Origin of the sequence: Verrucosispora sp. WMMD703, from assembly GCF_049178935.1 — a bacterium.
In the GTDB taxonomy this organism is placed as follows: Bacteria; Actinomycetota; Actinomycetes; order Mycobacteriales; family Micromonosporaceae; genus Micromonospora; species Micromonospora sediminimaris.
This window is the reverse complement of record NZ_JBMHMM010000004.1, coordinates 4,415,875-4,429,085: the sequence shown is the minus strand read 5'-3', so window position 1 is coordinate 4,429,085 and position 13,211 is coordinate 4,415,875. Positions and strand designations below refer to the sequence as shown.

At 71.4% G+C, this 13,211-nt stretch carries 12 protein-coding genes; 10 read left to right on the top strand and 2 right to left on the bottom strand.

The genetic code is table 11. The annotated features are described in order from the left end of the window. The first annotated feature begins 11 nt into the window (after positions 1–11). The 3 genes from ACN26Z_RS20750 to ACN26Z_RS20740 are packed head-to-tail and all read left to right on the top strand — an operon-like array spanning position 12 to position 2,727. Positions 12–818: an ABC transporter ATP-binding protein gene (locus tag ACN26Z_RS20750; RefSeq protein ID WP_282237831.1), complete on the top strand. Its 807-nt coding sequence runs from the start codon at positions 12–14 to the stop codon at positions 816–818. Further along, complete coding sequence (locus ACN26Z_RS20745; protein WP_421462956.1) at positions 815–2,155, top strand: hypothetical protein; 1,341 nt, start codon at positions 815–817, stop codon at positions 2,153–2,155. Before ACN26Z_RS20750 ends, ACN26Z_RS20745 begins: the two co-directional genes overlap by 4 nt. Beyond that, positions 2,152–2,727: a hypothetical protein gene (locus tag ACN26Z_RS20740; RefSeq protein WP_421462954.1), complete on the top strand. Its 576-nt coding sequence runs from the start codon at positions 2,152–2,154 to the stop codon at positions 2,725–2,727. Before ACN26Z_RS20745 ends, ACN26Z_RS20740 begins: the two co-directional genes overlap by 4 nt. A gap of 17 nt (positions 2,728–2,744) precedes the next feature. Here ACN26Z_RS20740 and ACN26Z_RS20735 read toward each other — a convergent pair whose 3' ends face one another. Beyond that, positions 2,745–3,203, bottom strand: a complete 459-nt coding sequence (locus tag ACN26Z_RS20735) for a MerR family transcriptional regulator (RefSeq protein WP_421462952.1) — start codon at positions 3,201–3,203, stop codon at positions 2,745–2,747. A gap of 15 nt (positions 3,204–3,218) precedes the next feature. After that, positions 3,219–4,238: an MDR family NADP-dependent oxidoreductase gene (locus ACN26Z_RS20730; protein WP_421462951.1), complete on the bottom strand. Its 1,020-nt coding sequence runs from the start codon at positions 4,236–4,238 to the stop codon at positions 3,219–3,221. 167 nt (positions 4,239–4,405) lie between these two features. Between ACN26Z_RS20730 and ACN26Z_RS20725 the strand changes: the two genes are divergently transcribed. From ACN26Z_RS20725 to ACN26Z_RS20695, 7 genes are all read left to right on the top strand, one after another. Beyond that, positions 4,406–5,704 (top strand): sensor histidine kinase, encoded by a 1,299-nt coding sequence (locus ACN26Z_RS20725; protein ID WP_421462949.1) that lies wholly within the window; start codon positions 4,406–4,408, stop codon positions 5,702–5,704. Next, a complete protein-coding gene (locus ACN26Z_RS20720) occupies positions 5,692–6,354 on the top strand; it encodes a response regulator (protein ID WP_421462947.1) in 663 nt (220 codons plus the stop codon). The genes ACN26Z_RS20725 and ACN26Z_RS20720 overlap by 13 nt, the downstream gene beginning before the upstream one ends. Before the next feature lie 130 nt (positions 6,355–6,484). Beyond that, positions 6,485–7,258, top strand: a complete 774-nt coding sequence (locus ACN26Z_RS20715) for an ABC transporter ATP-binding protein (protein WP_421462945.1) — start codon at positions 6,485–6,487, stop codon at positions 7,256–7,258. A gap of 3 nt (positions 7,259–7,261) precedes the next feature. Further along, the gene (locus ACN26Z_RS20710; RefSeq protein WP_421462943.1) at positions 7,262–9,799 is read left to right on the top strand and encodes an FtsX-like permease family protein; all 2,538 of its coding nucleotides are present in this window, start codon (positions 7,262–7,264) and stop codon (positions 9,797–9,799) included. Positions 9,800–9,894: 95 nt separating this feature from the next. After that, entirely contained in the window at positions 9,895–11,130 is a 1,236-nt protein-coding gene (locus ACN26Z_RS20705) for a serine hydrolase domain-containing protein (RefSeq protein ID WP_421462941.1), read from the top strand. Between the two features lie 195 nt (positions 11,131–11,325). Further along, positions 11,326–12,510 carry a serine hydrolase domain-containing protein gene (locus ACN26Z_RS20700; protein WP_421462939.1) on the top strand — a complete coding sequence of 395 codons (1,185 nt, stop codon included), beginning with the start codon at positions 11,326–11,328 and terminating at the stop codon, positions 12,508–12,510. Positions 12,511–12,683: 173 nt separating this feature from the next. Beyond that, positions 12,684–13,145 carry a hypothetical protein gene (locus ACN26Z_RS20695; protein WP_282237841.1) on the top strand — a complete coding sequence of 154 codons (462 nt, stop codon included), beginning with the start codon at positions 12,684–12,686 and terminating at the stop codon, positions 13,143–13,145. The last annotated feature ends 66 nt before the right edge of the window (positions 13,146–13,211 follow it).

The window sequence follows — 13,211 nt, the reverse complement described above, 5'->3', positions numbered from 1 at the left end:
GAAGGTACGGAATGAGGAAAGGGATCAGTGCCGCCCTCCTGGCGCCGACGACATACGCGTGGGCGATCCGGGCGGTGGAGCTTCGGGTGCGAGCGGGCAGACGCCTGGCCGTCGATGGCCTCGACCTCTCGATGGGCAACGGCGTGCACGGGCTGCTCGGGCCCAACGGAGCCGGCAAGACGACGCTGATGCGGGCGCTCGCGACCGTGTCGCGCCCGGCCGGCGGCGTGCTCGAACTACTCGGTCACCCCGTGCACGCACGATCCGACCTGCGGACGTTGCGCCGGTCGATCGGCTACCTTCCGCAGGAATTCGGGTTCTACGGCCGGTTCACGGTGCGGGAGTTCGTCGAATACCTTGCCTGGCTGAAGGAGGTGCCGGCGCACGACATCCCGGACGCGGTGCAGCGTGCGTTGGAACGTGTGGGCCTGGCCGAGCGTGGCGACTCACGTCTGAAGACGCTGTCCGGTGGGATGGTACGGCGAGCCGGCATCGCGCAGGCGATCGTCAACGATCCGGAGATCCTGCTGCTGGACGAGCCCACGGTAGGTCTCGATCCCGAGCAGCGGCTGGCCTTCCGCTCGCTGCTGCGCGAGCTGGGCGAGCACACCTGTGTCGTCGTCTCCACCCACCTGGTGGAGGACGTGGTCGCTGCCTGCACGAACGTGGTGCTGATGGATGCCGGTCGGCTGGTGTTCCACGGTGGTCCGGCGGATCTGGTGGAGCTGGGCCGCGAGGGGGTGGGCGACAGTTCGGCCGAACGCGGGTACACCGAGCTGTTGCGCCGGCACCGCGCGGCGGGGGAGCACACCGCATGACCGGCCGGATCCTGCGCATCGAGATCCATCGGTCGGTGGCGCCCTGGACGGCCCTGGGCGCCGCGCTGGTCGGCGCCGCCCTGCTCTACGTCGCGCTGGACGGTTGGGGGGGACGCTGGATGCTGCTGGCGCTCTGGCAGCGGGAGTTTCTGTTCATCCTCTGGCCCATGGCGCTGGGCCTGGGCGCGTGGCAGGCCGGCCGCGACCGCCGCTGCCGCACCGAGGAACTGGTCGCGGCGACCGCCCGTCCGCGGTGGCAGCGGGTGCTGCCGGCAGCCACGGCGATGGCGCTCGCCGGGGCCGCCGGCTACGTCCTGATGTATCTCGGCGGCGCGGTCCAGGTCGCGGCGTATGCGAGCTATCTGCCGGGGCAGTCCATCGTGATAGCCGGTGTCGGTGTGCTGTGGATGGTGTCCGGCGTCTGGCTGGGCATGACCGTCGGGGCACTCGCCCCGTTCCGCCTGACCCCACCCGTCACCGCCGTCGTCGGTGCCACCGTGGCGCTCGTCGCCATCACCGACCGGGGGTACGCCCACGTGCCGAAGATCGTTCATCTGCTGACGCCGTCACCGTTCGGGTTCTGGGGCGACTTCGTGACGGTGCTGGGCAGAGTCAGCGTCGCCCACACTGTCTGGCTGGTCGGCCTGGCAGCGAGCGCGCTCGCCGGCTTCCTCTGCGCCACCCGGACCGCCCGGATGGTGGCGGCACTGCCCGCCGTGGTGGCGGCCGTGGTGGCCCTGGCGGTACTTCCCGACGGCCGGCAGCGGCTGCCGGTGCCCGATGCGGCGGCGGTCGCGCTGGTCTGCACCGCCGGACCGGGGCCCGAGGTGTGTGTCACCCGGGTTCACGCCAGCGCTCTGGCGGAGCTGCGGGATCCGGCGCGGCAGGCGCTCGCGACGATGTCGGCGAAGCTCCCGCAGGCACCGACCTCGGTCCACGAAACACCCGAATCCTGGTACGAGAACCAGCCGACCCCGCGACCGAGGGATGTGCTGCTCGTGGAACTCGAGCTCGCGCCCTGGGGTGGCGTGAAGGCAACCCCCGACGAGTTGCGGTGGCGTCTCCTCGACGGGGCGGGCACCCGGCCGTGTGCGTACACCATCGGAAAACCCGACGCGGCCCGGGCGAACCGCGTCGCTCGGCTGGCCGCGGCCGCCTGGCTGGCCGACAGTGCGCCACCGGACGGCCCGGACGGCGACGCGGCACGCCAGGCGTGGCAGGCACTTCGCGCGTTCCCGGCGGCCGAGCAGCGGGACCGCGTCGCCGCGCTGCGGAGGGCGGCGCTGGCCTGCACCGAGGTGAATTTGCTCGACCTTCTGGTCGGTGACCACCCATGAGATGGCTCACGTTGTACCTGCGGTGCCGGGGCGTCCCGGCCGCCGCCGGGGCGGCGGCGGCCGGCGTACTCGTGTTGTGGGGGCTGGGCCAGACGGCCGAGGAGCCGCGACTCAGGCTCGCGGTCGCGTTGTTGTCGACGCTCGTCGCCGTCGTCGCGTTCGGGCCCGGGCTCGCCGGCGCCGATCCCGCGTTGGAGCGGACGGCGTCCCTGCCGTGGCCGCCGCGGCGCGCCGCGCACATCCTGGCGGTGATGGCCACCGCGACGCTCATCGCCGCGGCGCCGGCGCTGACCGGTGAACCGCTGGCGACGGCGGCGCTGATGATCAGGAACACCACCGGGCTCGGTGGGCTCCTCGCCGTCGGAGCAGTCTGGGGTGCGCAGTGGGCCTGGCTTCTCCCGGTCGGGTGGACACTCGTGGTGATCCTGTCCGGGCCGGCGAGCGGGCACCTCTACCAGGAGATCCTGACCTGGATGCTGCAGCCGGCCGCCACCGCCTCGGCCGCTGCCTGCGCCGCGACCATCGCCGTCGTCGGCGTGGTCACCCACGCCGTTCTCGGGGCCCGCCGGTGAGCACCCGTCCCGGCGGATCACCGAATCGTCCCGGCCCGACCCGGAGCGCGGCCGTCACTGGTCCGACCGAGGGTGTCTGCCGTCGCGGGCGGCGCTTTCTCGGCCAACTGAGCGTGGCAGACGGACAGCAGTTGCCGCAGTCGGGTCAGTCGGGCGATGTGCTCGTCGATGATCTCCAGCCGGCGGCGGAACATTTCGCTCGCCTGTGGCAGCCGGATGTGGTCGGGCACGGTGTGTTCGGGCAGAGTGTCGCCGTCGAGCAGATGAAGATGGGCGCTGAGCGTGGCGATGTCGTCGACGGTCAAGCCGAGCGACAGCAACTCGCGGATGATCTTCACTCGGGCCACGTCGGCATTGCTGTAGGTCCGTTGCCCGGTGCGAGTGCGTATCGGTGGCGCCAGCAGTCCCCGCTGTTCGTAGAAGCGTAACGCCCGCGGTGTGGTTCCCGCTGCCGCTGCGGCGTTACCGATACGCATCGTGCCTCCCGAGTGTCAGAGCGCTACGAGGACGGCGCCGACATGCCGTCCCTCGACGACCTCCTGGAACGCTTGGACGGCCCGGTCGATTCCATGGATGCGGGTATGCGGAAACCGGATGCTGCCAGCCTGTAGCCAGTCGCCGAACCGCTGCGTCCATTCGGCGAGCGCGTCGGGGTGGTCGGCGGCGTTGAACCCGCGCATGCTGATTCGCTTGAGCACGATGGGCGCGAGGTCCAGTTCCAGCGGCGCGGTCGTGCCAGCGCCCTCGGCGGCGAGTTGCGCCGACAACGCGCCGATCAGCACGATGCGCGCGTGGGGCCGGGCGGCGTGCACCGCCGCCTGAAGTTGTTCGCCGCCGACGGTGTCGAGCGCCACGTCGATGCCGTCGGGAGCGGCGTCGGCGAGCTGCGTGGTGATCGGTTCCGCTCCGCGTACGACGACCGCGTCGTAGCCGAGTTCGGTGGTCAGGAGGCGGGCCTTCGCCGGTGAGCCAGTGGTACCGATGACTCTGGCCGCGCCGAGACGACGGGCGATCTGGCCGGCGAGGGAACCGACGGCACCGGCGGCGCCGGTGATGAGCACCGTGTCGCCGGCACGAACGGCGGCGGTGCGGGTCAGCGCCGCGTACGCGGTCCAGCCCTGCGACAGGTGAGCCAGCGGATCCGGTAGCGAGTCTCCGAGCCGACGGCACTGATCGACCGGGACGACCGCGTACTCGCGCCAGCCGAGGTCGTGCCCGACCAACTCGCCCGGACGCAGGCCGCTGGAGTCAGGGGCGGCGACGACCTCGCCGATCGCGGCGCCGGGCAGCGGATCGCCTGGTCGCGGACCGGGCAGTCCCGCCGCGGCCGCGCCGATGAGGGTCCGGAGCAGGGCCGCGGAGACCAGGAAGGCACGGTTGCGGACCAGAACCTCGCCGGACGAGCGGGGTGGCACCGGGACCTCAACGAGTGTGAAGTCTTCCGGGCGCGGCAGGCCGTCCGGAGTCGTGAGCAACTGAACCTGACGATGGGTGGAAGGCAGTGAAGGCACGTGACGCTCCTTGCTCGGTCGGTGGAGCGCGACCGTAAACCCTGACCCATGCGTCAGCTGCAAGTCTCAAGGGCACCCACAGGACTGGTACAGCAGGCTGTACTTTCTGGGCCGCGGCACGCCGGAGCCGACCTTGCGTCGCTATGGTCTCTGCCGGGAGGTACGGGATGCCGCGCAGGGACGCCGCTGGCGCTTCGGCCGCTGTGGGACGTCTGGGCCCGCAGCTCTGGCGGGCGGCGCGGCGATACCTGCGTCGCCGCCTACGAATGTCTGTCGACGCCATCGAACACCTCGTCGGCGGCCTCGGCACGTCGATCCTGGCGCTGGCGGCCGTACTGCTCCTGGTCCTGGTGGCGCTCGCCAGCGTGGTCGGCGTCGGCCTGGCGATGGTCTCGTCGGTGGCGAAGGCGGTCCGGCTCGCCGCCAACCGGGAGCGGGCCCGGCTGTCGCGATGGGACCGCGATCTGCCCCTGCCGCCGGCGGTCCCCACCAGCCTGCGCGACGTCCTGCGCGATCCGTGGTTTCGGCGTGAGTGCGCGTTCGTGGGCATCCACGGCACCGTCGGGTTCGGGCTGGGTGTGCTCGGGTTGTCGCTGCCGATCTCCGCCGTGCAGAACCTGCTGTTCCCGCTCTACTACTGGGTGCTGCCGCCGGAGGCGGGCGGCCCGGGTTTCATCGACTGGCGGATCGACGGGCTCCCCGACGCGCTGCTGGTGGGGCTGATCGGGGTCGGCTGGCTCGCCGCGACCGTGGCGCTCAACCCGCCGCTGGCCGGGCTGCAGGCGCTGCCGGGGCGACGGTTGCTGGCACCCCCGCGCGACGTCGACATGTCGCTGCGGATCGCCGAGCTGACCGCCACCCGGGCGGCTGCGCTGGACGCGCACGCCGTCGAGCTGCGGCGCATCGAGCGGTCCCTGCACGACGGGGCGCAGAACCGGCTGGTCGCGGTCACCGTGCTGCTGGGTGCCGCGCGGCGGGCGATGCTCCGGGATCCGGCGCGGGCGGTGGAGATCCTGGACCGCGCGCACGACTCGGCCGAACTGGCCCTCGCGGAGCTGCGCAGCGTCGTACGCGGGATTCTGCCCCCGGTGCTCGACGACCGTGGGCTCGCCGCCGCGCTCGACGGACTGGCCGCCGGCTGCGGGGTGCCGTGCACGGTGGAGGTCGACGTCCCGGGCCGATGCGCCGCGTCGGTCGAGGCGACGGCGTATTTCGTGGTCGCGGAGGCGTTGACAAACGTCGCCCGGCACAGTGGTGCCGCCTCGGCGGCGGTCACCGTGCGGCGCAGTATCGACCGGCTGTACGTGTCGGTCGTCGACGACGGCCGGGGCGGTGCCGACGAGGGCCACGGCTCGGGCATCGGCGGCATCCGGCGGCGGGTGCAGGGCCACGACGGCCGGTTCACTCTGACCAGCCCACCCGGTGGGCCGACGACCCTACTCGTGGAGCTGCCATGCGGATCGTGATCGCCGAGGACGACGCCCTGCTGCGGGAAGGTCTGTCGCTGTTGCTGCGGGCCGAGGGGCTCGACGTGGTCGCCACCACCGACTCACCGACGACCTTCCTGGCCGCCGTCGACGAGTTCCGGCCGGACGTCGCGATCGTCGACGTCCGGATGCCGCCCACCCACACCGACGAGGGCATCGTGGCCGCCGTCGAGGCCCGGCGTCGTCGACCCGACCTCGCGGTGCTGGTCCTGTCGGCGTACGTCGAGCAGGCATTCGCCACCGACCTGCTCGCCGGCGGCGCGGTCCGGCTCGGCTACCTGCTGAAGGAGCGGGTCGGCCGGGTCGAGGAGTTCCTCACCGCACTGCACCGGGTCGCCGAAGGCGGTACGGCGATCGACCCGGAGGTGGTCGGCCAGTTGTTCGCCCGCAGCCGTCCCGACAGCACCCTGAGCCGGCTCAGCGCCCGGGAACGCGACGTGCTTGCCCTGATGGCTGAAGGGCTCGGCAACGGGGCGATCGCGCAACGGCTGTTCGTCACCGACGGGGCCGTGCACAAGCACATCCGCAGCATTTTCGCCAAGCTCGGTCTCACCCCGGACGACCGCGCCGACCGGCGGGTGACGGCGGTGCTGCGCTACCTCGAGGACGCCCAGCGCCGCAGTTGGTGAAGCTGGCGACGCGCGATTGGTACAGCCTGCTGTACCCCGGTTGGCCAGTACGCTAGATCGTCCGACAACCCGTCTGACCATAGCGTTCTCCATGTCATCGTCCTCTGACGACATGGAGAGGTTGGTCCAGATGTCCGTCCGCGTTGGACGCCCCGCCGACCCGGCGGTCCGCGTGATACAGCTCGCCCGTACGTATGGTTCCGGACCGCAGGCCGTCACCGCGCTCGCCGGCGTCGACGCGGAGTTCCACCGCGGCACGTTCACGGCGGTGATGGGGCCGTCCGGTTCCGGCAAGAGCACCCTGCTGCAGACCGCAGCCGGCCTGGACCGGCCCTCTTCCGGGCAGGTGTGGATCGGTGACCAGGAGCTGTCGCGGCTGTCGGAGACGAAGCTGACCAAGCTGCGGCGCAGCCGGATCGGCTTCGTCTTCCAGGCCTTCAATCTGATCGGCGCGCTGACCGTCGAGGAGAACATCCACCTGCCGCTGCGGCTGTCCGGGGTACGCCCGGACGCCGCCTGGCTGCGTCAGGTGGTCGAGCGGGTCGGGCTCGGCGACCGGTTGCACCACCGCCCGGCCGAGTTGTCCGGCGGGCAGCAGCAGCGGGTGGCGATCGCCCGGGCGCTCGCGATGCGCCCCGAGGTGATCTTCTGTGACGAGCCGACCGGCGCGCTGGACACCCAGACCGCCGCCGACGTGCTGGCCCTGCTGCGGTCGGTGGTCGACGACGCGCAGCAGACGGTGATCATGGTGACCCACGATCCGGTGGCGGCCTCGTACGCCGACCGGGTGATGGTCCTGGCCGACGGTCGGATCGTGCGGGACATGCCCCAGCCGGGTGCGGAGCAGATCGCCGAGCAGTTGGCGTGGCTCGGCCGCCGCCAGCTCGTCACCCAGGAGAGCTGAGCCATGCTGATGCTCGCCCTCCGGATGCTGCGCCACCGCATCGGCAGCGCGGTCGCCACCCTCGTCGCGCTCACCTGCGGCGTCATCATCCTCATGTCGATGGGCGTGATGGTCGAGTCCGGGATGCGGTTCACCCCCGCACCCCAGCGGTACGGCGCCGCCGACATCCTGGTCGCGGATCGCGACATGACCATCGAGACCACCGAGTTCGGGGAGACGTCCGCGGTCACCGTGGACCTGCCCACCGGCGGAAGCGTGCCGGTCACCCTCGCCGAACGCATCGGGCAGCTGCCCGGTGTGGCGGTCGCCGCCGCCGACCGTTCGATCCAGGCGGTCGTGCCGATCGACGACTCCGCACAGGGGGCGGTCGCGCACGGTTGGAGCAGCGCCGCGCTCACCCCGTACCGGATCGTCGACGGCAACCAGCCGGACACCACCGACGAAGTCGCCATCGACGGCCGGCTCGCCTCGGCAGCCGGCGCCCAGCTGCGGCCCGGCGACCAGATCACGGTCCTCGCCGCCGGCTCGGTCAACCAGTACCGGATCAGCGGCATCGTGGACCGTACCGCCGCCGGTGACACCCCGTCCGCGTTGTTCTTCACCGACGAACACGCCGCGGCGCTCAGTGGCAGCCCGGACCGGGCCGGACTGATCGGGATCGTCCTGGCCGCCGGCGCGGACTCGGCGGCCGTGACGGCCGAGGTCGACCGGCTGGCCGCCGACTCCGGCGCGACGGTCTACACGGGCACCGAACGGGCCGGAGTCGAACAGTCCGAGGCGCTCATGGCGGCCGACATGCTGATCCAACTCGGTTCGGTACTCGGTGGCTACGTCGCCGGGCTCGTCCTGTTCGTCGTCGCCGGAACGATCGGCCTGGCGGTCCGCCACCGCCGCCGCGACCTGGCCCTGTTGCGCGCCGTCGCGGCGACCCCGGGACAGGTACGGCTGCTGGTCGTCGCCGAGGTCGCGCAGCTGGCCATCGTCGCGGCGGCGATCGGCATCCCCGCCGGCCTGTGGGCGACCGACTGGGCGCACCGACAGCTCATGGACCGCGGCTTCATCCCCCACGGCTTCCCGTTCGACGGCGGGGTGCTCACCGCGGTGGCGGTCAGCGTGGCGACCGTGCTGGTGGCGGTCTCGGCGGCGCTGATCGCGGCCCGTCGCACGCTGCGGATCCGGCCGACCGAGGCGCTCGGTGAGATCGCCGTGGAGCCGGCCCGCAGCAGCCTCCTCCGGCTCTTCGCCGGTCTGATCGCACTCGGCGGCGGCGTCACGTTGACCATGTTCACCACCGCCCTCCGTGGCCAGGCCGGACTCGGCGCGGCGCTGGGCATGCTGTTCGTCTTCGTCCTCGCCGCCGCACTGCTCGCGCCGTGGATCAACCGGTACGCCGCACAGGTACTCGGCCCGGTGCTGCGCGCTGTGTGGGGCGACAGTGGATACCTGGCGGCGGCCAACCTGCGGGCGAACGCGCAGGGTATGGCGACGGTGCTGACCGCGCTGGTGCTGTCGGTCGGCTTCGGCGGCTCGATCTGGTTCCTGCAGGACAACCTGGACCGGGAGGCCGTCGCCCAGACCCGCGACGGGCTGCTGGCCCAGCACTCGCTGGTGTCGGCGGTCGGGCTGCCGGCGAGCGCCGCAGCGGACGCCCGCGAGTTGCCCGGCGTCGTCGCCGCCACACCGATCCGGCGTACCTCGGTGATCGTGCCGGTGATGGGGGGCATCGAACCTGTCGGTGCCCAGGCTATCGACCCGGACGGGGCCGACCGGACCATGGACCTGTCGGTCACCGAGGGCAGCCTCGCCGACCTGCGTGGCGACACCGTGGCGCTGTCGACTCTGCAGGCTTCCACCCAGGGGGCGGAACTCGGCGACCAGGTCGAGATCTGGCTCGGCGACGGCACCCCGGTGACGCTGCGGCTGGTCGCCGTCTACGAACGCGGGCTCGCCTTCGGGGACGTGACCCTCAACCGGGAGACGGTTGACGGCCACACCTCGACCAACCTCGACGACGAGGTTCTGATCCGCACCGAACCAAGCGACGCCGAGGCCGACGCCGGGCTTGCCGGCCTGGTCGAGCGGTACCCGGGCAGCGGCCTGGTCGACACCGGAGCCGTCGGCGCCCAGCTCGCCACCGACCTGGCGCTCAGCGCCTGGATGAACAAGCTGGTCATCGGCGTCATGGTCGGCTACGCCGCCCTCGCTGCCGCCAACACCATGATCATGGCCGCGCTGACCCGGGGCCGTGAACTGGCCCTACTGCGCCTGGTCGGTGTCACGACCCGTCAGGTCAAGCGGATGGTGCACGCCGAACAGGTCGGCCTGCTCGGCACGTCGCTGCTCATCGGTGGAGCCATCGCCGCCGTCACGTTGGTCTCGGTGGTCCGGATGATGACCGGACAGCTGATCCCCTACGTCCCGCCGCTCGGCTGGGTCTCGATCATCGGCGGTACCACGCTGCTCGCGCTGGTCACCACCATCGCTCCCATCAGCGCACTCCTGCGGACCCCGCCGGTCAACAGCATCGGCGTCAAGGAGTGACCGTCAGCCAGTCCACCGCAGGCTCCGACGAGTCGTCGTCGGCTCCGTGGATCGGCGCACAGGGCGCCCGATCCGAACACTCACCAGGAGATTCCATGTCACCGCAACACACGGACAGGTCCGGTAAGGCGATCACCAACGACGATGGCGCCGCGACGCCGCGTAAACGGTTCGGCGCCGGCCGTCGCACCGCCGCCGCACTGGCGCTCGTCGCGCTGGTCGCGTCCGCCGGCATCGGCATCCAGTACGCCGACGCCGCGCAGGCCCAGCGCCCGAAGAAGGACACCGTCCAACGTAGCCTGGACGCGCTGGTCAAGGCCGGCGTCGCGCCCGGGGCGCTGGCCTCGGTACGGGACAGCAAGGGTCGCGTCACCAACTACACCGCCGGCGTCAACGACCCGCGTACCCGGGCGAAGGTGCCCACCGACGGGTACGTACGGATGGCGAGCAACACCAAGATGTTCACCGCCGTCGCCGTCCTGCAGCTCGTCGACGAGGGCAAGGTGCAGCTCGACGAGCCGATCGAGACGTACCTGCCGGGGCTGGTCCGTGGCAAGGGCTTCGACGGACACACCATCACGGTCCGGCACCTGCTGAGCATGACCAGCGGGCTGCCCGAGTACGACCTGCCGGACGTCTCGGTGTGGGGCAACAGGTACTACGAGCCGCGCGACATGCTCGACTCGGCGTTCGCCCACGAGGCGCACGCTCCGGCCCCCGGCGGGCAGGTGCAGTACCGCAACGCCAACTACATCGTGGCCGGTCTGCTGGTGCAGAAGGTCACCGGTCGCCCGATCAGCGAGGTGATCACCAACAAGATCCTGAAGCCGGTCGGGCTGCACGAGACGTACTGGCCGGGTGTCGGTGACAAGACCATCCGTCGGCCGTACGCCAAGGGCTACCTGCCTGACCCGGAGACGATGAAGTGGGTCGACACCACTCAGGTGGACCCCTCCATCGCCTGGGCGGCCGGCCAGATGATCTCCACCCCGAGCGACCTCAACAAGTTCCTGGTGGCGCTGCAGTACGGGAAGCTGATCTCGCCGGCGACCCTGGCCGAGATGCGCGACAGCAAGGTCTTCCACCCCGGTGGCGAGGCTTTCCCGGACCTGGTGTGGCAGTACGGCCTCGGCGCCACCGGGTACGACCTCTCCTGCGGCGGTCGCGCCTGGGGGCACGGCGGCGACATCGACGGATACTCCAGCCGTTCCGCCATCACCGCCGACGGTCGCGCCGTGACCATCGTGGTGACGGCCGGATCGAGCCCGGTCCCCGACGGCGTCTTCCAGGTCCTGGACGCGTTCGACGCCGCCCTGTGCGCCGGCAGGTAGCCGTCGCCGGTCAACTGACCCGATCCCTTCGCCCGACCCGCCACTGACGGGGCGACCCGCCTCGCCGGACCGCCGCCTGGACACCGCCTCGGCTCGACCGAGGACTTCGACACGGGCCTAGCCGGAACGCCTGGCGCACCCGGCCCGGGCGGCGGTCCGGCCGCCATCCGTACCCAGTCCAAGGAGCAGCCTGCCATGCCCACTCACCCCACTCGACTCCGCCGGCCCACCCGGTCGCGTCGCCGGGTCGTCGCCATGGCGACGACCGCGGTGATCGCGGCGGGCGGTCTCACGGCCGCCGGCCCGGCCGGCACCGCCTGGGCCGAGACCCGTCCCGACGCCATCGGGCAACGCATCGAGAAGCTCGTCGGTACCGATCGGCACCCGGGGGCGCTGGCCGCCGTCCGGGACCGTCGCGGCCGGAACCAGCACTACACGGCCGGGCTCGCCGATCTGCGCACCGGCGCCAAGGTGCCGAAGAACGGCCGGGTACGCATCGGCAGCGCCAGCAAGATGTTCGCCTCCGTCGTCGTGTTGCAGCTCGTCGGTGAAGGCACACTGGATCTCGACGAGTCGGTCGAGACGTACCTGCCGGGTCTGGTGCGCAGCCCTGGTGTGGACGCCGACGCGATCACGGTCCGCCAACTGTTGCAGCACACCAGCGGACTGCCCGACTACACCGACACGATGTTCCCGGAAATGATCGACATCCCGCGGTACCAGCACACCTACTTCGAGCCGCGGGACCTGCTCGACATGGCCAACGCCAGGGCAGGCCGGCCGGCCGGCGACTGGGCCTACAGCAACACCAACTACCTGCTGGCCGGCCTGATCGCCCAACGGGTCACCGGCCGGCCGTTCAACGAGCTGGTCACCACCCGGGTCATCGAGCGGATCGGCCTGCGCGACACCTACACGCCCGGGGTCGGTGAGGAAGGTATCCGCGGCCGGCATCCCAAGGGTTACCAGCTCGACGAAGCCACCGGCGAACTGCTCGACTTCACCCGGATGGACCCGAGCTGGGGATGGGCCGCCGGCCAACTGGTCTCCACTCCGGCCGACCTCAACACGTTCCTGCGGGCCCTGCTGGCCGGCAAACTGCTCAAACCCGTGCAGCTGGCCGAGATGCGGACCACCGTCGCGCCGCATTCGCAATCGGGAGTGGGGTACGGGCTCGGTCTCTTCCGCACCCCGTTGAGTTGCGGCGGGGTGGCATGGGGCCACGGCGGTGACATCCCCGGTTACTCGACCGTCAACGGCGCCACCGACGACGGTCGCGCGGCGACGCTTGTGGTCACCTCGCTCAACGGGTCGGTCACGGACGGCTCCGTCGCCGCCGACCGGGCCGCCCTCGTCGACGCCGCGCTCTGCGCGAAGTGACCGGCATGGCAGGAGTACGACTCTCAGCATCGCCCGATCAGCAGTAGGCCATGCTCATGGGAAGTACCGCAGGACCGGGGTTGCCGGTCAACGCCGGCTGAACTTCTCAGGCGTAGCCGACACTGCGCGACATGGGCGGGTCAGGTGTTGGTCGATGTCAGTACCCTGCCGACATGTGTCGGTTCGCCCGCAACCGCGTCAGAGGCCACACGGTGCAGGGTTTGCCACCCGCCGCGTACGGCGGCTTTGTGCTGGTTTTCGGGGTGGTCCTCATGGTGATGGGGGCCGAGCGAAGCTACGCGTTCGTCGCCGGGGTGCCAGGGCACGTCGCGGTCAGTGATTGCCACTTCGAGTCTGACGGTAAGCGGGACGGTTGGGCGTGTTCGGGTCCCTTCACCGCAGACGACGGCAGCGTCCGCATCGACCGGGTACACATCCGCCCCTTGCGCTACGACCGGCCCAACGGCGCGATCAGGGCCAAGGTGGCGCGGCCGGGCGCCACCTTGGCCTGGGAGCCGGACCCCTGGTTGCTGCTGCCAGCCGGCGGAGGTCTGGTCCTTTTCATGCTCAGCGCCTTCGGTCTGTGGTCGACGCTGCGCCCCGACCGGGGCGGCCCGGAGTTCGCCACCCCCTGACAGGCGGTGGCTCCGGTGGGGAACACGTGCACCCGCCACTGCGTCGACGCCGCAGCTCTACGGACA